Origin of the sequence: Nguyenibacter vanlangensis (assembly GCF_038719015.1) — a bacterium.
GTDB lineage: Bacteria > Pseudomonadota > Alphaproteobacteria > Acetobacterales > Acetobacteraceae > Gluconacetobacter > Gluconacetobacter vanlangensis.
In genome coordinates, this window is record NZ_CP152276.1 from 3,223,934 (window position 1) to 3,245,547 (window position 21,614).

The window sequence follows — 21,614 nt, forward strand, 5'->3', positions numbered from 1 at the left end:
GCCCGCGCGCGCGGCCCGGCCGTGGCGCGCGCTGTCGGCCGGCCTGGACGAAGCGGCCGGCTGGCGGGGCGACCTGCTGATGCTGCTGGCCGGCGCGCTGGGCGCGCTGGCCTTTCCGCCGGTCGATCTGTTCCCGGTGCTGGCGGTCTGTTTCCCCGTCCTGATGCGCGCGATCGACGGCGCGGCCGGCTGGCGCGGCGCCTGCCGGCGCGGCTTCATGTTCGGGCTGGGGCTGCATACGGCGGGTCTGTACTGGCTGGCCGATGCGATCCTGGTGCGGGCCGACACGTTCTGGTGGCTGGTGCCTCTGGCGGCCCCCGGCTGCGCGCTGGTGCTGGCGCCCGCCGCCGCCCTGCCGGCCGGGCTGTGCCGGCTGGCGCCCGCCGGGTGGCGGCGCAACCTGGTCTTTGCCGGGACATGGACCCTGTTCGATATGGGGCGGGTGTTCATCTTCAGCGGTTTCCCGTGGAATCCGCTGGGCAGCACCTGGGAAATGGCCGGGCTGGCCGGCGACGTGATGATCCAGCCGGCCGCCTGGATCGGCGTCGACGGGCTGACCCTGCTGACGGTGCTGCTGGCGCTGCTGCCGCTGGGCGGACGCCGCGCCATGTTGGCGGGACTGGCCGGGCTGGCGGCGTGGGCCGGGCTGGGCGGCGCGCTGCTGGCCCTGCGCCCGATCCCGCCGGGGCATAATCCGGTCGCCGTGCTGGTGCAGGGCAACGTGCCCGAGACGATGAAGATCTCGCGGCAGGACGATATCGCGGTGTTCCGGCGCTATCTGGCGCTGACCCGCGCCGGGGTGGCCCAGGCCCAGGTTCAGGCCCTGGCCGATCCGGCGCGGGGCGGCCGGCCCGTGGTCTATGTCTGGCCCGAAAGCGCCTTTCCCGGCCTGCTGGCGGAAGACGGCCTGGCGCGGCAGATGATCGCCGCGGCCGGCGCCGGCGCGGCGGCGGGCATGATCGGCACGCTGCGCGGCGACAGCGACGGACGGTGGCGCAACAGCGTGCTCGCGCTGGCCGAACCGGACGGGCATGTGGCCGGCTTGTATGACAAGGCCCACCTGGTGCCGTTCGGCGAGTACGATCCCTGGCTGCTGCCGTTCCACGTGGTGCCCGGCGCGGGGATGGTGCCGGGGCCCGGGGCGCGGACCTGGCACCTGCCGGGCGTGTCCCCGGTCGGGCCGCTGATCTGCTACGAGGTCATTTTTTCCGGCCAGGTGGCCGATATCCATGACCGGCCGGACTGGCTGGTGAACGTGACCAACGACGCCTGGTACGGCAACACGGCCGGCCCGCGCCAGCATCTGGCCACGGTGCGCATGCGCGCGGTGGAAGAGGGGCTGCCGATCGCCCGCGCGGCCAATACCGGCATTACGGCCGCGTTCGATGCCCACGGGCACGAACTGGGCCGGCTGGGGTGGAATCGCCAGGGTTTCCTGGTCGTGTCCATCGGCGGCGCGCTGCCGGTGACGCCGTTCGGCCGCTGGGGCCGCTGGATTCCGGTCATCCTGGCGCTGGGCGTCCTGCTGCCGGCCCTGGCATGGCGCGGCAGGGCGCAGAGACGACGTCCCGTTTAGAGCAGGTCGTGATGAGGTAGGATCACCCCCGTCACGTGACGATGCTTCATAAATACATGAATTCGATGAATTTAATGAAATTCATGCACGAATTTTTGAGGCCGGCAGGCGGATCACCGATCCGCGCCGTCGCGCGATCGCCTCGTTCTCGTCATGTTTTCCGCCCAATCTTTTCTATTATAGCCATACCGTTTCCGGTACGTCTCGTGCCGGCACGGGCCGCGGGATTCTGCCGTTCGTTCATAATGTGATCGGGTATGAAAATTGCGGCCGACGGAGCGATCTTATAATAGTTAATCATTCTTTAACGCGGTCGTCGAAAACGCGATCGCATGGGTGGACCACTCTTTTGACCGACAAGCGAGGTTCTGGGCCCAGTCCTGTGGATATCCATGTTGGCAGTCGGATCCGGTTGCGGCGGACCTTGCTGGGCATGTCACAGGAACGTCTGGGCGATGCGCTGGGGCTGACATTTCAGCAGGTGCAGAAATATGAACGAGGCACCAACCGGGTCAGCGCTTCACGCCTATACGAGTTGACGCATGTGCTGGACGTGCCGGTCAGCTTCTTCTTCGATGGGCTGGAGGGCGCGACCGCCCCGCGCGGCCTGGCGGCGGGGGGCAATTTTGCCCAGGCGCAGCAATTGTTCGGCGGCCTGTCCGACGGCATGGGCATGCCCGGCAGCGAACTCACTCTGTTCTCGCGCCGCGAGGCCGTCGAACTGGTGCGCCTCTATTATCAGATCACCGACCCGGCGGTGCGCCGGCGCGTGCTGAACCTGATCCGGACCATGGTCCCCGCGGAATAGCCGAAGACGCTGCCTTCGACCCCAATTTATTGATAAACAAATGGTTTCCAAAGGCACCGCCTTTGGCGGGGTCCGGGGCAGAGCCCCGAAAAACCGCGCCCGCCCGCCCCTATTCGCGGCGCAGCACCCGGTCGGTGATGAACGAGGACAGGCGGCCGGCGACGAAATCCCGGCGCAGCCTGGCCTCGTCATATTCCGTGCCGACCCAGTCCAGGAAGGGCAGCCTGCCCTCGGCTTCCGCCTGATAGCGCAGGAAGAACGCATCCAGGATGCCGGTGCGCGAACGGCTGAAATGACCGAACCGCCAGGAAAGCTGCCGCAGGGCCTGCGCGGCGGTGCCCCCCTCGAACAGGATGACCAGGCCCGACGCCAGCCCCGCCCGGTCGGCGCCGGATTTGCAGTGCATCAGCATCGGAAAGTCCAGCGTGCGGTACAGCGCCGCGAAGCGCAGGATGCGGTCGCGATGCGGGGCGCCGCGGCTTTCGAACGCCATGTCCAGATGGGTCAGCCCGACCCGCGCCGCCGCCGCGCGCGACAGCGCGTCCGACCCGCATTTGCGATGGCCGCGCAGATTGACCAGCGTCCGCAGGCCGTGGCGCCGCGTCAGCGCGGCCAGCCGGCGCGGGGTGGGGTGGTTGCAGCGATAGACCTTGCCCGGGACGACGGCGGCGAAATTGGTCCAGGGCAGGCGGAAGATCGCATGATCGACGAACAGGCTGTCGATCCAGGCCCGTCGCCGTTCGGCCGGCGTGGCTAGGGTTCCGTCGAACAAGGCGGTCGCTTTCCTCGGACAAAAAGGGCGCCGGATGTGTCCCATCCGGCGCCTTGTTCGTCAATCTCCCGCGGCGTTCGCGCCGCGCCCGTCCGGGTCAGATCTTGCGTTCCAGTTGCAGGTCCTTGATCCGGGCGATGGCCTTGGCCGGGTTCAGCCCCTTGGGGCAGGTCTGGGTGCAGTTCATGATCGTCCGGCAGGCATACAGCTTCAGCGGATCCTCCAACGCGTCCAGCCGGTCGCCGGTATGCTCGTCGCGGCTGTCGGCGATCCAGCGATAGGCCGCCAGCAGCGTGGCCGGCCCCAGATACCGGTCGCCGTTCCACCAATAGGACGGGCAGGACGTGGTGCAGCAGAAGCACAGGATGCATTCCCACATCCCGTCCAGCTCGGCGCGTTCCGCGACGCTCTGGCGGCGTTCCGAATCCGGCGGCGGCGCGGTGTCGGATTTCAGCCAGGGCTCGATCGCGCGCAACTGGGCATAGGCGCCGCTCAGGTCGGGGACCAGGTCCTTGACCACGGGCATGTGCGGCAGCGGATAGATCGAGACCGCGTTCTTCACGTCGCGGATCGGCTTCAGGCACGCCAGCGTGTTCTCGCCGTCGATATTCATCGCGCAGGATCCGCAGATCCCCTCGCGGCACGACCGCCGGAAGGTCAGGGTGGGGTCGATGTCGTTCTTGATGTGGATCAGCGCGTCCAGCACCATCGGGCCGATCGCGTCCAGGTCGATCTCGTACGTATCGACCACCGGATTGGCCCCGTCATCGGGGTTCCAGCGATAGACGCGGAAGGGCTTGACGTTCGTGGCGCCCGGGGCCGCCGGAAACAGACGGCCCTTTCCGATCTTGCTGTTCCTGGGCAGGCTGAATTCGACCATCGTCTCGTTCCTTTTTCCGCCACGTCGCGTCGCAGAGACGCGCTTTCTTTGCATTTTATGTCGGTAGACGCGCTTTTTTTGAACTTCGCGTCAGTAGACGCGCTTCTTGGGTGGAAAGACCTGGACCGCGTCGGTCAGCGTCTTCATGTGCACGGGGCGATAGGACAGGTCCACGCCGCCCTGGCCGTCCAGATGGGCGACGGTGTGCTTCATCCAGTTCTCGTCGTCGCGCTCGGGATAGTCGTCATGGGCCTGCGCCCCGCGGCTTTCATGCCGCGCATCGGCGCCGGCCATCGTCACCGTGGCGTTGGCCAGCAGGTTTTCGAATTCCAGCGCCTCCATCAGGTCGCTGTTCCAGATCAGCGAGCGGTCGGCGACCGACAGGTCGGGCAGGCCGGTCCAGATATCGGCGATCTTCCCGACTCCCTCGGCCAGGCTCTTGGTATTGCGAAAGACGGCGGCATGCTTCTGCATCGTGCGCTGCAGCGTGTCGCGCATGGCTGCGACACGCGTGCCGCCCTTGGCGAAGCGCAGCCGGTCCAGCCGGTCCAGCGCCGCCTCGCCCGCCTTGGGCGGCAGCGGCGCGATGCTCTCGGCGGGCCGGATCAGTTCGGCGGCGCGGCGGGCGGCGGCGCGGCCGAACACCACCAGGTCCAGCAGCGAATTGGTGCCCAGCCGGTTGGCGCCGTGCACCGACACGCACGCGGCCTCGCCCACCGCCATCAGGCCCGGAACCACCGCGTCGGGGTCGTTCGCGGTGGGACGGATGACCTCGCCGTGATGATTGGTGGGAATGCCGCCCATGTTGTAATGCACGGTCGGCAGCACGGGCACCGGCTCGCGGGTCACGTCGACCCCGGCGAAGATCCGCGCGGTCTCCGAGATGCCCGGCAGGCGCTCATGCAGCAGGTCGGCGCCCAGATGCTCCAGATGCATCAGGATATGGTCGCCATTGGGGCCGCAGCCGCGCCCCTCGTTGATCTCGATGGTCATCGACCGCGACACCACATCGCGTGAGGCCAGGTCCTTGGCGGTGGGGGCATAGCGTTCCATGAACCGCTCGCCCTCGGAATTGGTCAGGTATCCGCCTTCGCCGCGACAGCCCTCGGTCAGCAGGCAGCCGGCCGGATAGATGCCGGTCGGGTGGAACTGCACGAATTCCATGTCCTGGGTCGGGACGCCGGCCCGCATCGCCATGCCGCCGCCATCGCCCGTGCAGGTATGGGCCGAGGTGCAGGATTGATAGGCGCGGCCATAGCCGCCAGTCGCCAGCACCACCGTCTGGGCGCGGAAACGGTGGATGGTGCCGTCCTCCAGGCACCAGGCCATCACGCCGCGGCAGGCGCCCTGCGCATCCATGATCAGGTCGAGCGCGAAATATTCGACGAAGAATTCGACGTCGTGCTTCAGGCATTGCTGGTACAGCGTATGCAGGATCGCATGGCCGGTGCGGTCGGCGGCCGCACAGGCGCGCGGAACCGGGGCCTCGCCGAAATTGCGCATGTGGCCGCCGAAGGGGCGCTGGTAGATCCTGCCATCCTCGGTGCGCGAGAAGGGCACGCCCAGATGTTCCAGCTCCTGCACGGCGGGCACCGCCTCGCGGCACATATATTCGATGGCGTCCTGGTCGCCCAGCCAGTCCGACCCCTTGACGGTGTCGTACATGTGCCAGCGCCAGTCATCCTCGGCCATGTTGCCCAGCGCCGCGCCGATGCCGCCCTGGGCGGCGACGGTGTGGCTGCGGGTCGGAAAGACCTTGGTGACGCAGGCGGTCTTCAGCCCGGCGGCCCCCATGCCCAGGGTGGCGCGCAGGCCCGAACCGCCGGCGCCGACGACGACCACGTCATAGGCGTGATCGACGATCCGATAGGCCCGCGCTGAAGGAAGAGTGATCGCGTTCATGTCTTGGACGTGTCCCGATGCTGATCCGGCTCCGGGGCGGCCTGTCGGGCCGCCGGACCGGCACTGTCTTGCGTGTCTTCTGTCGCGGCGGAATGCCGCACGGGCCGTCAGGCCCCGTCCGGCCGGGCCAGCGCCAGCTTCAGGACCGCGACCACCGCGAACAGCCCGATCAGCAGGGCCGCGCCCTTCATCAGCAGGCTGGCCGGCAGGTGCGCCTTGCCATGCACGTAGTCGTCGATGACGACCTGCAGGCCCAGTTGCATGTGGTGGAAGGTCAGCACCATCAGGGCCAGCAGCATGGCGGAATTCGCGGGCTTGCCGCCCCAGGCCGCGACCGTGGCATGCTCCGCGCCGGCCAGGCGCACGACCTGCAGCACGAACCAGCCGGACAGCGGTACCAGCGCGATGGCGGACACCCGCTCGGCCCACCAGTGATCGACACCGGTCTTGGCCGAACCCAGCCCCCGCGCGCGGGACAGTTGCGAGCGCATGACATCCATGCGCGGCGTCGGGGACGATGTCATGTCACGAGGCCCTCTTGCTGGAACGGCAGGCCGCCACGCCCAGGATCGTGGCAAGCAGGACCAGGGTCGCGCCCAGGGTGACGCCCACCGCGACGGGCCCGTCGCGGTTGATCTGCTTCTTCTCGAAACGATAGCCGGCATCCCAGGCCAGGTGGCGCAGTCCCGCAACGACATGATAGACCAGCGCCAGCGTCCAGCCCGCCAGGGCCGCCCGGCCCAGCGGATGGCGGGTGACTTTCTGAACTTTCCTGAACGAATCGGGGCCTTTCGCGGCGGCATTCAGCCAGCATACGCCCAGCCCCGCACCCAGCGCCGCCGCGACGCCGGCCGCCCGGTTCGCGATCGAAAGGAACATGGAGAGCCGGAACCGATAGACCTGGAGATGCGGGGACATGGGCCGCCGGGTCAGTGTTCCGTCACTTCGGTGCCCTATATAGAGCGCATCACGGACATCCTGCATGGTCGTCTCGTCGATTTCCCTGATTATGGCTCCGGTTTCCACCGGCGGCCTGTGCCTGTTCGGTCCTACGCCCGGGACGGGGCGCGGTCAACGCAGGGGGGAACACGAGGTCGCGAGACGGCGAACGCCGCATGGGCGGGCGGCAACCGGAACGGTTCCGAACCGTTCCGGCCTGCCCCCCGGCCGTTCAGGCCGCCTTGCGGGGCAGCAGGTCGAGCGCGATCATGGTTTCGGCGATCTGCACGGCATTCAGCGCGGCGCCCTTGCGCAAATTGTCCGCCACGCACCAGAAGCCCAGGCCGTTGGGCACGGTCGGGTCGATCCGCAGGCGCGACACATATGTCGCGTCCTCGCCGACGCATTCGATCGGCGTGACATAGCCGCCATCCTCGCGCTGGTCGTGCAGGATCACGCCCGGCGCCTCGCGCAGCGCCCGGCGCGCGCGCTCCAGGTCGACCGGCTCCTCGAATTCGACGGTGACGGCCTCGGAATGGCCGATAAAGACCGGTACGCGCACGCAGGTCGCGAAAACCGCGATATCAGGGTCGAGAATTTTGCGGGTCTCGACCGTCATCTTCCATTCCTCCTTGGTCGCGCCGTCATCCATGAAGCGGTCGATATGGGGAATGCAGTTGAAGGCGATCTGCTTGGTGAACTGCTCGGCCTTCAGCGGGTCGCCGACGAAGCTGGCGCGCGACTGGGCGAACAGCTCGTCCATGCCCTCCTTGCCCGCGCCGGCCACCGCCTGGTACGTGGCGACCACGACCCGGCGGATGGTGAACAGGTCGTGCAGCGGCTTCAGCGCCACCACCATCTGGATGGTCGAGCAATTGGGATTGGCGATGATCCCGCGCCGCGCCTTCTTCAGCGCGTTCGGATTGACCTCGGGCACCACCAGCGGCACGTCGGGCTCCATGCGGAAATGCGACGTGTTGTCGATGACGATGCAGCCCGCCTTGGCCGCACGCGGCGCATGCACCGCCGAAACCGACGCGCCGGGCGAGAACAGGGCGACGTCCCAGCCGGAAAAATCGAAATGCTCCAGGTTCTGGACCTTCAGCACCTGCCTGTCGCCGAACGAGACCTCCTGCCCCGCCGAACGGGCCGAGGCCAGGGCCGCGATCTCGTCGATCGGAAACGCGCGCTCGGCCAGCGTTTTGAGCATTTCGCGCCCCACTGCTCCGGTGGCGCCTACGACCGCGACGCGGTATCCCATCGATCCTGTTCCCCGATCCGCGCGTCCGGACCGTCCGGACGCGATGTCCCCCCAACCGCGTAGCCCCCGGCCAGGGTGGCACAGACAGGTAGTGCCTGCCCGGACGGGACGCAAGCAAGACCAGCGATCCGGCGCGGTTTTTCGCCTCCCGGCCGGCCCGCCGCCGCTCGTCGCGCCCTTGTGTTCGGCGGCGCGTTGCTCCGCTCCGGCGCGGGGTGTTCACATGGCGGACGGGCGATCGGGCGTCCGGGCGATCGGGCAAACGGCGCGTGATCTGGCGCAAGGACGCCCCGCCCGCGCCCGCCTATGGTCCGGCGACCGGCTGTCCAGGAGTAATGCCGCCATGTCCTTCTTTCGCGACATATCGTCGCCGGCGCGCAGCCGGCATGCCATTCCGCCATCGGGCAGCAGGCCCGCGCCGGCCTGCACGCTGGTGATCTTCGGCGCGCATGGCGACCTGACCAAGCGCCTGCTCATCCCGGCGCTGTACAACCTGGCCGGCAACGGGCTGCTGGATCCGGATTTCCGCATTCTGGGCATCGACCGCGCGGCGGGCGGCGCGGCCGCGTGGCGCGACGGGCTGTCGGCGACGATGCAGGACTTCACCCGCGACCGGAATGCCGAATTCCACGCGCCCAGCATCGACGCCAAGGTCTGGTCTTGGATCGCCGACCGCCTGGATTATCAACAGGCGGATTTCTCGGACCTCGAACAGGTCCGCGCGCTGGCGGCCCACCTGCCGGGCAGCGCCGTGTTCTATCTGGCGGTGCCGTCGCGCTTCTTCGGTCCGCTGGTGGAAACGCTGGGCCGGGCCGGCCTGCTGCGGGAACAGGACGGGCATTTCCGCCGGGTGGTGATCGAAAAGCCCTTCGGTTCCGACCTGGCCACCGCGCAGGCGCTGAACCGGCAGATCCTCTCGGTGCTCGACGAGCGCCAGATCTACCGGATCGACCATTTCCTGGGCAAGGAAACGGTCCAGAACATCCTGGCGATGCGCTTCGGCAACCTGATCTTCGAGCCGCTATGGCAGAACGACCATGTCGACCACGTGCAGATCACGGCGGCCGAGACCATCGGCGTCGAGCAGCGCGGCGCGTTCTACGAACCGACCGGCGCGCTGCGCGACATGGTGCCGAACCATTTGTTCCAATTGTTCGCCATGGTGGCGATGGAACCGCCATCCTCCCTGTCCGCCGAGACGGTGCGCACGGCGAAGGAGCAATTGTTCGAATCCGTCCGCCCCATCGACCCGCAGGACGCGGTGCGCGGCCAGTACCGGGCCGGAACGGTCGACGGCAGGCCGGTCGCCGCCTATCGCGACAGCCCCGGCGTCGCGCCGGACAGCGTGACCGAGACCTACGCCGCGCTGAAACTGTATGTCGACAACTGGCGCTGGTCGGGGGTGCCGTTCTACCTGCGGACCGGCAAGTCGCTGGGCGGCCGCCGCACCGAGATCGTGGTGCAGTTCAAGAAGCCGCCGGTCGCGATCTTCCGCGGGACCGAAACCGCGTCCCTGCCGCCCAACCGCATGATCCTGAACATCCAGCCGGCCCAGGGCCTGACGATCGAAATGGCGGCCAAGCGGCCCGGCCCGGCGATGGACCTGGCCGGCGTGCAGGTCCGTTTCCGGTACGAGGACGCGTTCGACCTGCAGCCCAATGTCGGCTACGAGACGCTGCTCTATGACTGCCTGGCGGGCGACGCGACCCTGTTCCAGCGCGCCGACAATATCGACGCCGCCTGGGCGGCGGTGGACCCGGTGCTGCAGGCGTGGGGCGCGTCGGCGCAGGGCCTGGAATTCTACGACGCGGGCAGCGCCGGCCCGGCCGGGGCCGACGCGCTGCTGGCCCGCGACGGGCGGGCCTGGTACCCACTGGACGGCGCCTGACCTCCGGCCGGTCCCCCGCCGGCGCCGGATATGGCGTCAGCGGGCCTGGTCGTGCCCGTCTGAACGGCGGAACAGCGTGTCGGCCTGCTTCTTCTGCGCGTCGCTGAAACCGTCATAAAGCGTGCGGAACGCCTTGTTCAGGGCCTGCAGGTCCTGCGCGCGCTGGGTCACAAGGTCGGCATAGGACTGCATGTTGTCCGCAGCACTCATGCCGGCCAGCCGGTCGCGGCGCTGCATGATGGCGTCATGAAAGCGCGCGGCATTGTCGCGCATCACCTGGGCGAAACTGTTCCAGGCGCCTTCCTCGGCCGGGGTAATCCCCAGTTGCTGGTGCAGCGTCGCGATATGCGCCGCCACCTGGTCGGGCGTCGGGTCGCGCGGCGTGCGGGCGGGGATCGCGGACTGGGGGGCGGCTGCGGCAGCGGCCGGAGAGGTGGCCGGCGTGCCGGCCGCCGGCTGGGCTGCGGTTTGCGCGCCCGCCACGGCCGGCATGGCCAACAGGGCAAGTGCGAGGATCGGGGACCGGCGAACGATCATGGGCGGATGACTCCCGTAACGCGGGTGGGCGGAAACATGGCGGCTGGGTCGCATCAATAGGGCGGCGGCCCGTACGCGGCCGGCGGGTAATAAGCCGGCGGCGGCGGCGGGGGTTCCGGCTGCGGCGGGTAATAGGCGGCCGGCGGCGGCGCGGCCTGGCTGGCCAGCGCGCCGCCCAGCAGCGCGCCCACCGCCAGCCCCGCGATTCCCGCGCCGATGGCGGCGCCGGCGCCCGGACCGCGATGGCGGTCGTCATGCCAGCCGGGGCCGCCACGGCCATGCCAGCCGCCGCGATCCCGATACGGGTCTCCCCGATGCTGGTCCCAATGCCGGTCCCAATGTTGGGCCATGGCCTGTCCCGGCACCGCGCTGGCCAGCGCACCCGACAGGCAAAGCCCGGCCATGAAGACAGAAAACGAACGAACCCGCATGGCTGGGGCTCCTTTATTTCATCAATATCCTGCGGCCACCGCTATCGGCGCCAATCTTGTCAGAATGGGGGCATGTCGGAATCAGGACGTGTCGAAATCTGGGCACGCCGGAACCAGGGCATGCCGGAATCGCGCCCGGTCAGGCCGCGCGCGACAGCCGCTTGGCCAGGGCCGACAGGCGGTGGCGCCGCATCTCGCTGCGCGCCTTGGCGTCGTTTTCCATGTAGTTCAGTTGGATCGTGTAGCGCCTGCCGACATATTGCCGGTGGCCGTGCCAGGTGGTCGGCCCGTTGGGAAAGACCAGCAGCGTGCCGTCGACCGGCGGGATCTCGGCGGCATAGTCCTCGACATCGTCGGGGCCGCGCAGCAGGCGCAGGCAGCCTTCCCGCCGGGCCCAGGATTCGCTGGCCGGGTTCAGATACAGCAGCACCGTCACCCGCTTGGCCACCGAGTCGCAATGGATGCGGCCGTCCTTCTCGCGGGTGCGGCCGCGCAGGGTCAGCATGGTCGGGGCGTCGTGCAGGTCCAGTCCGAATTTCCGGGCGATCGCCTCGCGCAGCACCGGGCCCTCCAGTTCGGCCACCAGGTTGCGCACCAGCGGCGCCAGGTTCAGGGCCGAGGGCGGGAACGACCCGCCGGAATCGATGTCGGGCATCGAGGCCACCAGCGCCCGCAGATCGTCCGCCCGGATGAAATGCGGCACCACGACATGGGCGAACGGCGCGTCGGAGACCGCGGCGGCCTCCAGCGCGGCATAATCGGGACGGATCGGTGCGGAGACGGTCATGAAACTGCCTGGACTGTGAAAACTGGGCCGTAAGAAACCAAGTGCGCACGCAAAGGGCATGACGAGGACGCACGCGCCGGGCGCCCCGTGGGCAGAGTCTTAGAACCGGCGGCCGGACGAGATCAAGGCACCCCTCCCGATCAAGGCACCCCTGGGGCCCGGTCCATCCTGGCCCATGCGGGCGGCTTTCGGGCGGCGGGACTTCACCAGATGGAGAGCAGGCGCCCTTCCGCCCGATTTGGCGGGCGCGGGCCCTTGCTGGGAATGAGGCCCGGCGCTATCGGCGACTCATGGAAGCCGCGCTGTCGTCCTTCGCTTCGGACCTGCATCTGCCGCCGGGGTCGGGCCCGCTGGCGGCGTACGAGGCACGCCTGGCGGCGGGCCTGCTGGCCCCCGATCCCGAACAGCGCAAGGCCGCCACCCGGCTGGACAGGCTGTGGCGCGAATTGCCGGGCTGCCACCCCGTGGCGCACCGGCCCCGGTCCTGGGGCATGTCTGGGGGTATGTCCAGGGGCATGTCCGGGGGGCTGCTGGGCGCGCTGGCATCGCGCCTGGCCGGCTCTTCCCGTGCCGCGCGGCCGTCGCGGCCGCGCGGCGTCTACATGGTCGGCCAGGTCGGGCGCGGCAAGACCATGCTGATGGACCTATTCTTCGACCTGGCCCCGGTGGCGCACAAGCGCCGGGTGCATTTCCACCGCTTCATGCAGGACGTGCACCAGCGCCTGCACGCGATGAAGCAGGCGGACCCCGGACTGACCGACCCGATCCCGCCCCTGGCCCAGGCCATCGCCGGTCAGGCCTGGCTGCTGTGCTTCGACGAATTCCAGGTCGACGACATCGCCGATGCCATGATCCTGGGCCGGCTTTTCGAATATCTGTTCGCCGCGGGCGTGGTGGTGGTCGCGACCTCGAACACCCGGCCGCAGGATCTGTTCCAGCACCGGCCGGGGGCCGACGCCTTCCGGCCCTTCATCGCCATCATCCAGCGCGAGGTGGACACGCTGGAGCTGGACTCGCCACGCGATTACCGGCGGGGCGGCCTGCGCGGGGTCGCGACCTGGATCGTGCCGCCGGGCGCCGAGGCGACGCAGGAACTGGATTCGCTGTTCATGCGCCTGGCCGGCGGGGCGCCGCTCTGCCCGGTGACGCTGCAGGTCATGGGGCGCTCCGTCGCGGTGCCGGTGGCCGCCGGTCCGGTCGCGCGCTTCACCTTCGCCGATCTGTGCGGCCGGGCGCTGGGGGCGGGCGACTATCTGGCGCTGGCCACCCGCTTCGCCGCCCTGGTGCTCGACGACGTGCCGCGCCTGGGGCCGGATAATTTCGATCTGGCGCGCCGCTTCATCGTGCTGGTCGACACGCTGTACGAGCAGAAGGTCAAGCTGTTCGCCTCGGCCGAGGACCAGCCCGACGCGCTCTACCGCCAAGGCCGGGGCGCCGAGGCTTTCGAGCGTACGGCCTCGCGCCTCGCGGAAATGCAGGGCGCGGCCTATCTGGACCTGCCGCACCTGTCATGAACGGCGCGCTGCTATGGCCCCCGCCCCGCCGCTCCCTTTCGTCACGTCATCGTGATGACCATGGCAGGGCTGTGACCGGCGGGACGGTAGGCAAGCGATGCGCTCTTTGCTTGGGTATCGTCGGTGATTTTCTGCGATTGATTTTCTGCGATCTGGCGCGCCGTGTCCGGAAATCGGCCCGCACGGCGCCGTCCGGCCGCCCGTGCCGGCGCCTCTTGCCCGGCGGGAACGGAAAGGTGAGCATGCGCGCAGAGCAATCCTGCCCGTGACGAATATTGGGCGGCGGGCCGCGAAACGTGACAGTAGGGTTGGGCATCGGTCGGCATCGGGCCGGAATTCCGTCATGATCGGCGGGCACGGTGCACGACCGGACAATGACGCGGCCAGGCGGGCCGCGAGCGAGGAGATGTCGTCAAGATGGCAGGCGTAGATATCCTGTCGACCGCGTTCAGCGGCGCCAACACGGCCTATCTGGCCGAACTCTATGCCCGCTGGGCGGCGGACCCCGGCAGCGTCGATCCATCCTTCGCCACCCTGTTCTCGGTCATGGACGAGGAAAGCGCTGCGATCCTGCAGGATGCCGAAGGGGCCTCGTGGTCGCCGCGCGCCGCGATGATCGCCGAGGCGGCAGTGCCCGCGGCCGCCGCCGCACCGGTTTCGGTCGAAAGCCTGCACGCCGCCGCCGACGACAGCCTGCGCGCCACGCAGTTGATCCGCGCCTATCGGGTGCGCGGGCACCTCGAGGCCCGGCTGGACCCGCTGGGGCTGCAGGTCCCCAAGCCGCATGCCGACCTGGACCCGGCGACCTACGGCTTCGGGCCCCAGGACCTGGACCGCCCGATCTATCTGGGCCAGATCGTGGCCAAGCTGACCGGCACCCAGACCGCGACCATCGCCCAGGTGGTGGACGCGCTGCGCGCCGTCTATTGCGGGCCGATCGGCGCCGAGTTCATGCATGTGCAGGACCCCGCGCAGCGCAACTGGCTCCAGGCGCGGCTGGAAGGCGACGATTGGCGCGTAAGCACCACGGCGGCGCAGAAGAAGATCATTCTGGACCAGCTCACCGAGGCCGAGGGGTTCGAGGCATTCTGCCAGAAGCGCTATGTCGGCACGAAGCGTTTCGGGCTGGAGGGCGAGGACGTCACCATTCCCGCGCTGCATGCGGTGATCGACCAGGTCGCCAAGGACGGCGTGCGCTCGGTGGCCATCGGCATGCCGCATCGCGGGCGGCTGAACACGCTGGTGAACGTGGTGCGCAAGCCCTATACCGCGATCTTCAGCGAATTCGCCGGCGCGTCGTTCAAGCCCGACGACGTGCAGGGTTCGGGCGACGTGAAATATCACCTGGGCACGTCGACGGATGTCGATATCGACGGGCATACGGTGCATATCTCGCTGCAGCCCAATCCCTCGCATCTCGAAGCGGTCGATCCGGTGGTGATCGGCAAGGTGCGCGCGGCGCAGGACGATGACGGCCCGCAGACCCGCAGCCGCCACATGGCGCTGCTGCTGCATGGCGACGCGGCCTTCGCCGGGCAGGGCCTGGTCTACGAGACGATGGCGATGTCGCAGTTGATCGGCTATCGCACCGGCGGCACCATCCATATCGTGGTGAACAACCAGATCGGATTCACCACCGTGTCCGCCCACGCCTATTCCGGCCTGTACTGCACCGACATCGCCAAGGCGGTGCAGGCCCCGATCCTGCACGTCAACGGCGACGAGCCCGAGGCCGTGGTCTATTGCGCCCGGCTGGCCGCCGATTTCCGGCAGGCATTCGCCACCGACATCGTGCTGGACGTCGTCGGCTACCGCCGGCACGGCCATAACGAGTCCGACGAACCCTCCTTCACCCAGCCGACGATGTACAAGGCCATCGCCGCCCGTCCGACGGTGCGCACGCTCTATGCCGACCGGCTGGTGCGCGAGGGCGTGCTGACCGAGGCCGAGGCGGCGGCGAGCTGGGACGCGTTCCAGAACCGGCTTGAGGATTCCTATCAGGCGGCGCAGACCTACAAGCCCAACAAGGCGGACTGGCTGGAGGGATGCTGGTCCGGGCTGAAGCCGCCGCCGGCGGGCAGCGCCGAGTCCGAGCCCGCCACCGGCGTGCCGGTCGAGACCCTGCGCAGGATCGGCGACGCGCTGAGCACGGCGCCGGCCGATTTCAACATCAATTCGAAAATCGCCCGGCAGCTCAAGGCCAAGGCCGACATGTTCCGCACGGGCGAGGGCATCGACTGGGCGACCGGCGAGGCGCTGGGCTTCGGCTCGCTGCTGCTCGAGGGGCACCGCGTGCGGCTGTCGGGCGAGGATTGCCAGCGCGGCACCTTCAGCCAGCGCCATGCGGTGCTGACGGACCAGATCAACCAGAACACCTACGCGCCGCTGAACAATATCGACGCGTCGCAGGGCGTGTTCGAGGTCTATAACTCGCTGCTGTCCGAATTCGGCGTGCTGGGCTTCGAATATGGCTACTCGCTGGCCGATCCGAACGCGCTGGTTCTGTGGGAGGCACAGTTCGGCGATTTCGCCAACGGCGCGCAGGTCATCATCGACCAGTTCATCGCCTCGGGCGAAACCAAGTGGCTGCGCATGTCCGGCCTGGTCCTGCTGCTGCCCCATGGATATGAGGGGCAGGGCCCCGAACATTCCTCGGCCCGGCTGGAACGGTATCTGCAGCTCTGCGCCGAGGACAATATGCGGGTGTGCAACATCACCACGCCCGCCAATTACTTCCATGCGCTGCGGCGCCAGTTGAAGCTGAACTACCGCAAGCCGCTGGTCGTCATGACGCCGAAATCCCTGCTGCGGCACAAGCTGGCGGTGTCCAACCTCGAGGAATTCGCATCCGGCACGTCGTTCCGTCCGGTGATCGGCGAGATCGACCCGATCGCCCATGGCGACGCGGTCGAACGGGTCGTGATCTGTTCGGGCAAGGTCTATTACGACCTCCTGGCCGAGCGGCGCGAGCGCGGACTGGACAAGGTCGCGCTGCTGCGGCTGGAACAATTCTATCCGTTCCCGGACCGGACGCTGGTCGAGCAATTGGCGCTGTATCCCAAGGCGCAGGTCGTCTGGTGCCAGGAAGAGCCGCAGAACATGGGCGGCTGGACCTTCGTCGATCGCCTCATCGAGGACGTGATGGCGAAGGCCGGCCGCCAGGGCGCCCGCCCGATCTATGTCGGACGCGCCGCGGCGGCCAGCCCGGCGACCGGCCTGGCGCGCATCCATGCCCGCCAGCAGGCCGCGCTGGTCGCCCAGGCGCTGACCGGCCAGGCGCCGACCAGCCACGCGCCGGGCATCGGCTGACGAAGGCGGCCGGGGCGGCGCTGTCGCTCCGGCCGCGATCGGGTCATGATGAGACTGCACATGCCGGCACGCGGATTCGTCCGGTAGAGGAATTGGCCGGTAGAGGGATTGGAAAGAGAGCATGTCTGCCGAGATCAGGGTGCCGACGCTGGGCGAGAGCGTCACGACCGCCACCATCGCGAAATGGCTGAAGAAGCCGGGTGAGTCGGTGACGGCCGACGAGCCGGTGGTCGAACTGGAGACCGACAAGGTCAGCGTCGAGATCGCCGCCCCCGAGGCCGGGGTGATGGGGCCGCAACTGGTGGCCGAGGGCGACGAAGTCGAGGTCGGGGCCGTGCTGGCGTCGGTCGAGGCCGGCACCCAGGCGCCCGCGCCCAAGACCCAGGCACCCCCCAAGGCCCCGGCCAAGACTCCGGCACCCAAGACCCTGGCACCCAAGACCCCGGCCCCCAAGGCCCTGGCCGGCGTGCAGGCCCAGCCCCCCGCCAGCGGTCCGGTCGCCCGCCCGGCCACCCCGCCATCGGACGTCGCGGCGCAGGGGGCGGCCCATGCCCCCATGCCCTCGGCACAGAAGATCATCGCCGAAAAGGGCCTTTCGACCGCCGAGATCGGGATCGGCACCGGCAGGGCGGGCCGGATCACCAAGGCCGACGTGCTGGCCTTCCTGGCGCGGCCGACCCCGGCCAAGACAACCCCCGCCCCGGCTTCCGCCGCCCCGCCGCGCACCGACGACCCGCGCGAGCAACGGGTGAAGATGACCCGCCTGCGCCGGACGATCGCACGCCGGCTGAAGGAGGCGCAGGACAGCGCGGCCCTGCTGACCACGTTCAACGAAGTGGACATGACGGCGGCCAAGGCCCTGCGCGCGACGTATCGCGAGGCGTTCGAGAAGAAGCATGGCGGCGTGAAGCTGGGCTTCATGTCCATCTTCGCCAGGGCGACGATCGCGGCGCTGAAGGAATTTCCGGCCATCAACGCGGAAATCGACGGCGACGACATCATTTATCGCGAATTCGTCAATCTGGGGATCGCGGTCGGCGGCCCGAACGGGCTGGTCGTGCCGGTGATCCGCGACGCCGACCGGATGGGCTTCGCGGACATCGAGCGCACCATCGCCGATTTCGGCCGGCGCGCGCGCGACGGCGCGCTGAAGCTCGAGGAACTGTCGGGCGGAACGTTCTCGATCACCAATGGCGGCATCTACGGATCGCTGATGTCGACGCCGATCGTCAACGCGCCGCAATCGGGCATCCTGGGCATGCATGCGATCCAGGACCGGCCGGTGGCCGTGGACGGCCAGGTGGTGATCCGGCCGATGATGTATATCGCCCTGACCTACGACCACCGCATCGTCGACGGCAAGGAAGCCGTCAGCTTCCTGGTGCGCGTCAAGCAGAACGTGGAAGATCCACGCCGTCTGCTGCTCGAAATCTGAGAGCCTGGCCGGACATGCGCGCTGGCGGCGATCCGACGCGTGTTTCCTGCGCGTCGGTGCTCACGGCCCACAAGGCCGCTCCGCTCCGATGCGCGAAAACCCTCGCCTTCCGTGCCGCTGCGCGGCTCTCTTGCTCACCAGCCTGCATGTCCGGCCAGGCTCCGATATGCGGGGCCGGACGTGCAGGCCCGTCCAACGCGGGACAAAATCATGACCATTGAAATCAAGGTGCCGACCCTCGGCGAGAGCGTCGCGACCGCGACGATCGGCAAATGGCTGAAGCAGCCGGGCGATGCGGTGGCCGCCGACGAACCGGTGGCGGAACTGGAAACCGACAAGGTCAGCGTCGAAATCGCGGCGCCCGCCGCTGGCCGCCTGGGCGCGCAGCTTTATGCCGAAGGGGACGAGGTCGAGGTCGGCGCCGTGCTGACCACGGTCGAAGCAGGCGCATCCGGCGCGAAAGAGGCGCCCAAGGCCGCAACCACGCCGCCCGCGCCCGCACCTGCGCCGGCCGCCGCCCCGCCGGCCGAGACGGAGTACGATTACGATGTCCTGGTCATCGGCGCCGGTCCCGGCGGCTATGTCTGCGCCATCCGCGCGGCCCAGTTGGGCTTCAAGGTCGCATGCGTGGAAAAACGGGCGACGCTGGGCGGAACCTGCCTGAACGTGGGCTGCATTCCCTCGAAGGCGCTGCTGCAATCGTCCGAGAATTACCATGCCGCGACGCACGATTATGCCGGGCACGGCATCCTGATCGACGGCGTCAGGCTGGATCTGGCCCGCATGATGGCCCGCAAGGGCGAGGTGGTCGAGGCCAACGTAAAAGGCGTCGAATTCCTCTTCAAGAAAAACAAGGTCACCTGGCTGAAGGGCTTCGCGAAGCTGGAAGGCACCGGCCGCGTCACCGTTGACGGCAAGCCGGTGACGGCGCGGCATATCGTGATCGCCAGCGGCAGCGACAGCGCGGACCTGCCGGGCGTCACGGTGGATGAGAAGACCATCGTCACCTCGACCGGCGCGCTGGAACTGTCCGCGGTGCCGAAACGGCTGGTGGTGATCGGCGGCGGCGTCATCGGCCTGGAACTGGGCAGCGTGTGGAAGCGCCTGGGGGCCGAGGTCACGGTCGTCGAGTTCCTCGACCGCCTGGTGCCGGGCACGGATGGCGAAATCGCCAAGCAGTTCCAGCGGATTCTGGCCCGGCAGGGCCTGGGGATGAAGCTGGGCCACAAGGTGACCAAGGCGGAAAAGACCGCCCAGGGCGTGCTCCTGACGATCGAGCCGACGGCGGGCGGCGAGGCCGAGACGCTGGAATGCGACGTCGTCCTGCTGTCGATCGGGCGGGTCGCGGCCAGCCGCAACATGGGGCTGGAAGAGGCCGGCGTGGCGCTGGACGCGCGCGGGCGCATCGTCACCGACGCGCATTTCGCCACCAGCCTGCCGGGGGTCTATGCGATCGGCGACGTGATCGCCGGCCCGATGCTGGCGCACAAGGCCGAGGACGAAGGCGTGGCCCTGGCGGAAATCCTGGCCGGGCAGAAGGGGCATGTGAACTACGATGCCATTCCCAGCGTGGTCTATACCTGGCCCGAGGTCGCGACGGTCGGCCGGACCGAGGAAAGCCTGAAAGAAGCCGGAATAAACTACAAGGTCGGCAAGTTCCCCTTCATGGCCAATGGCCGCGCGCGCGCCATGGGCATGACCGACGGGTTCGTCAAGATCCTGGCCGACGCGGCGTCGGACCGGGTGCTGGGCGTGCATATCATCGGCCCCGGCGCCGGAGAGATGATCGCCGAGGCGACCCTGGCGATGGAATTCGGCGCGTCGTCCGAAGACGTCGCCCGCACCTGCCACGCCCACCCGACCCTCAGCGAGGCGGTGAAGGAAGCCGCGCTGGATGTGGAAAAGCGCGCGATCCATATCTGACCGGCTTGCGGGCGCGGCCTTCGGGCCCGTCTCCGGGAACGGATGGTTGGACGGCGCGTCATGGCCAGGGGGCGGGCTTCGGTGCGGGGGATGGAAAAGCGGGGGATCGCGATGCGGGCTGTCGGTACGCTGGCGCTTCCCGGGGCCTGGATCGTGGCGGCGGGCGTTCTGGCCGTTTCCGTTTCCGCCCGGGCCGCCGCTCCGCAATCCGCGCCGGTCTCCCCGGCCGCGATCGCGACTCCGGCCGAGGACAACCCACCCGTCGACATCCCTGCCTTGCCGGCCCTGGATGACGACGCGGCGCGGGCCGAGGCGGCGCGGCTGGCCGGGCTGATGCGCCGGCTCGTGCCGCATTTCCAGCCCGTCCCACCGGTCCGCGCCATGGATTGGATCCGCCTGGCGCGCGCCCAGGTCCGCGATGCCCATCTGCCGATCGACCGCGCGCAGTTGCTGATGGTCGTCGATCGCAATCCCCGGGTGCAGCGCGTCTGCTTCATGCTGGCGCTGCCCGATGGCGCGCCGTGGCAGGTGCTCGGGACGGCCCGCGTCTCGACCGGCCAGACGGGCCGCAAATATTATTACATCACCCCGACCGGCGCGTTCATCAACTCGGCCGACCGGCTGGGGTATCGCGCGCAGGGCACCCGGAACGAGCACGGCATTCGCGGCATCGGCGCCAAGGGCATGCGGGTTTGGGACATGGGGTGGCAATGGGCGGAAAAGGGCTGGCTGCCCAGCCGCGAGAAGGGGCAGATCCGGCTGGAGATCCACGCCACCGATCCCGATTTCCTGGAAACGCGGCTGGGCCATCCGGCATCCGAAGGCTGCGTGCGCATTCCGGCGGCGCTGAATGTCTTCATGGACCGGTACGGGCTGATCGACGCGCTGTACGAACAGGCCGCAAGCTATGACGGTCGATTCCGCGCCCTGCTGCCCCATGATCGCACCCCCACGCCGATCGCGGGCGACTGCCTGATCGTGGTGGATTCCGCCGACCCGCCGCCCGCCACCAATTGAAGGGGCCGCGGGGCGGAGCCCCGAAAAAAAGACCGCGGGCCGGCCGGATCTTCCGCTTTCCACGGCCGGACGGTTCGCTCATGATAATGTGATGCGAAAGACCGGATTGCGCCTCGCCCTGATCCTGCCCGCCCTGATGGCGGCATCGCCGGGGCGCGCGGCGCCCCAGCGCGCCCCCGACACCCCCACGCCGGCACGCGTCGCCGCCGCCATCGCCGCCGACGGGCCCCAGCGCGCCCTGGGCCGGCTGGCGGATTCCGACCAGTTCGATACGGTGACGGACGGAATCGCCGCGGCCGATCCGGCCTGGCTGGCCCTGGTACCCGGCATGGCGCCGGGTCTGGATTCCGACAGCGGGCCGGCGGTGGCCGGCGCGCTGGCCCTGGCCCTGCCGCAGAATGCGCGGCTGGTGCTGCAGGTGCTGGATGCGCGCTATGCCGCGCTGGACCCGCGCCATGTCTGCGCCCGCCCCTTCATGCGTGACGCGGTGCCGGACGTCGCGGGCTATGTCCGCCGCACCCGCGCGGCGCTGCGCCGGATGCGGGACCGGTCGCTGCGTGCGGTGCGCGACCAGTGCCTGGCGGCGCTGGGCCCCGCGAAAGGGGCGCCATAGGGCCCGGGGGGCCCGAATTCGC

The 21,614-nt window shown here is 68.9% G+C and carries 19 protein-coding genes; 9 read left to right on the forward strand and 10 right to left on the reverse strand.

Going from position 1 to position 21,614, the window contains the following annotated elements:
* Positions 1-79: 79 nt before the first annotated feature.
* Positions 80-1,576, forward strand: a complete 1,497-nt coding sequence (gene lnt / locus AAC691_RS15060) for an apolipoprotein N-acyltransferase (RefSeq protein ID WP_342630240.1) — start codon at positions 80-82, stop codon at positions 1,574-1,576.
* A gap of 349 nt (positions 1,577-1,925) precedes the next feature.
* Positions 1,926-2,384 carry a helix-turn-helix domain-containing protein gene (locus AAC691_RS15065; RefSeq protein WP_323989178.1) on the forward strand — a complete coding sequence of 153 codons (459 nt, stop codon included), beginning with the start codon at positions 1,926-1,928 and terminating at the stop codon, positions 2,382-2,384.
* A gap of 109 nt (positions 2,385-2,493) precedes the next feature.
* On the opposite strand, the gene AAC691_RS15070 is transcribed toward AAC691_RS15065, so the two are convergent.
* The 6 genes from AAC691_RS15070 to AAC691_RS15095 form a co-directional block, all read right to left on the reverse strand.
* Complete coding sequence (locus tag AAC691_RS15070) at positions 2,494-3,156, reverse strand: protein tyrosine phosphatase (RefSeq protein ID WP_323989176.1); 663 nt, start codon at positions 3,154-3,156, stop codon at positions 2,494-2,496.
* Positions 3,157-3,253: 97 nt separating this feature from the next.
* Entirely contained in the window at positions 3,254-4,036 is a 783-nt protein-coding gene (locus AAC691_RS15075; protein WP_176641330.1) for a succinate dehydrogenase iron-sulfur subunit, read from the reverse strand.
* Between the two features lie 90 nt (positions 4,037-4,126).
* Positions 4,127-5,938 (reverse strand): succinate dehydrogenase flavoprotein subunit, encoded by a 1,812-nt coding sequence (gene sdhA / locus AAC691_RS15080; RefSeq protein WP_342627483.1) that lies wholly within the window; start codon positions 5,936-5,938, stop codon positions 4,127-4,129.
* 107 nt (positions 5,939-6,045) lie between these two features.
* Positions 6,046-6,462 (reverse strand): succinate dehydrogenase, hydrophobic membrane anchor protein, encoded by a 417-nt coding sequence (gene sdhD / locus AAC691_RS15085; protein WP_176640552.1) that lies wholly within the window; start codon positions 6,460-6,462, stop codon positions 6,046-6,048.
* Position 6,463: 1 nt separating this feature from the next.
* Positions 6,464-6,922, reverse strand: a complete 459-nt coding sequence (gene sdhC, locus AAC691_RS15090; protein ID WP_176640551.1) for a succinate dehydrogenase, cytochrome b556 subunit — start codon at positions 6,920-6,922, stop codon at positions 6,464-6,466.
* A 187-nt stretch (positions 6,923-7,109) separates the two neighbouring features.
* The gene (locus tag AAC691_RS15095) at positions 7,110-8,138 is read right to left on the reverse strand and encodes an aspartate-semialdehyde dehydrogenase (protein ID WP_342627484.1); all 1,029 of its coding nucleotides are present in this window, start codon (positions 8,136-8,138) and stop codon (positions 7,110-7,112) included.
* A gap of 343 nt (positions 8,139-8,481) precedes the next feature.
* Here AAC691_RS15095 and zwf point away from each other — a divergent pair, with 343 nt between their 5' ends.
* Positions 8,482-10,026 carry a glucose-6-phosphate dehydrogenase gene (zwf, locus tag AAC691_RS15100; RefSeq protein WP_342627485.1) on the forward strand — a complete coding sequence of 515 codons (1,545 nt, stop codon included), beginning with the start codon at positions 8,482-8,484 and terminating at the stop codon, positions 10,024-10,026.
* 36 nt (positions 10,027-10,062) lie between these two features.
* Here the strand turns inward: zwf and AAC691_RS15105 are convergent, their stop codons facing one another.
* The 3 genes from AAC691_RS15105 to AAC691_RS15115 all read right to left on the reverse strand — a co-directional run bounded on the left by AAC691_RS15105 (position 10,063) and on the right by AAC691_RS15115 (position 11,781).
* Entirely contained in the window at positions 10,063-10,563 is a 501-nt protein-coding gene (locus AAC691_RS15105; RefSeq protein ID WP_342627486.1) for a Spy/CpxP family protein refolding chaperone, read from the reverse strand.
* Positions 10,564-10,616: 53 nt separating this feature from the next.
* Positions 10,617-10,994, reverse strand: coding sequence for a hypothetical protein (locus tag AAC691_RS15110; protein WP_323989171.1), 378 nt, complete (start codon positions 10,992-10,994; stop codon positions 10,617-10,619).
* A gap of 139 nt (positions 10,995-11,133) precedes the next feature.
* Complete coding sequence (locus tag AAC691_RS15115; protein WP_323989170.1) at positions 11,134-11,781, reverse strand: 2OG-Fe(II) oxygenase; 648 nt, start codon at positions 11,779-11,781, stop codon at positions 11,134-11,136.
* Positions 11,782-12,071: 290 nt separating this feature from the next.
* On the opposite strand from AAC691_RS15115, the gene zapE reads away from it, so the two are divergent.
* On the forward strand, positions 12,072-13,295 hold the full coding sequence (gene zapE / locus AAC691_RS15120; RefSeq protein ID WP_342627487.1) for a cell division protein ZapE: 1,224 nt from the start codon (positions 12,072-12,074) through the stop codon (positions 13,293-13,295).
* A 41-nt stretch (positions 13,296-13,336) separates the two neighbouring features.
* Here zapE and AAC691_RS15125 read toward each other — a convergent pair whose 3' ends face one another.
* Complete coding sequence (locus AAC691_RS15125; protein WP_342627488.1) at positions 13,337-13,621, reverse strand: hypothetical protein; 285 nt, start codon at positions 13,619-13,621, stop codon at positions 13,337-13,339.
* A gap of 91 nt (positions 13,622-13,712) precedes the next feature.
* Between AAC691_RS15125 and AAC691_RS15130 the strand changes: the two genes are divergently transcribed.
* The 5 genes from AAC691_RS15130 (at position 13,713) to AAC691_RS15150 (ending at position 21,592) form a co-directional block, all read left to right on the forward strand.
* Positions 13,713-16,604 carry a 2-oxoglutarate dehydrogenase E1 component gene (locus tag AAC691_RS15130; protein ID WP_342627489.1) on the forward strand — a complete coding sequence of 964 codons (2,892 nt, stop codon included), beginning with the start codon at positions 13,713-13,715 and terminating at the stop codon, positions 16,602-16,604.
* A 121-nt stretch (positions 16,605-16,725) separates the two neighbouring features.
* Positions 16,726-18,039: a 2-oxoglutarate dehydrogenase complex dihydrolipoyllysine-residue succinyltransferase gene (odhB, locus tag AAC691_RS15135; protein ID WP_342627490.1), complete on the forward strand. Its 1,314-nt coding sequence runs from the start codon at positions 16,726-16,728 to the stop codon at positions 18,037-18,039.
* Positions 18,040-18,249: 210 nt separating this feature from the next.
* On the forward strand, positions 18,250-19,962 hold the full coding sequence (gene lpdA, locus AAC691_RS15140) for a dihydrolipoyl dehydrogenase (protein ID WP_342627491.1): 1,713 nt from the start codon (positions 18,250-18,252) through the stop codon (positions 19,960-19,962).
* Between the two features lie 111 nt (positions 19,963-20,073).
* A complete protein-coding gene (locus tag AAC691_RS15145; RefSeq protein ID WP_342630241.1) occupies positions 20,074-20,979 on the forward strand; it encodes a L,D-transpeptidase in 906 nt (301 codons plus the stop codon).
* A 91-nt stretch (positions 20,980-21,070) separates the two neighbouring features.
* Complete coding sequence (locus AAC691_RS15150) at positions 21,071-21,592, forward strand: hypothetical protein (protein ID WP_342627492.1); 522 nt, start codon at positions 21,071-21,073, stop codon at positions 21,590-21,592.
* Positions 21,593-21,614: the final 22 nt, after the last annotated feature.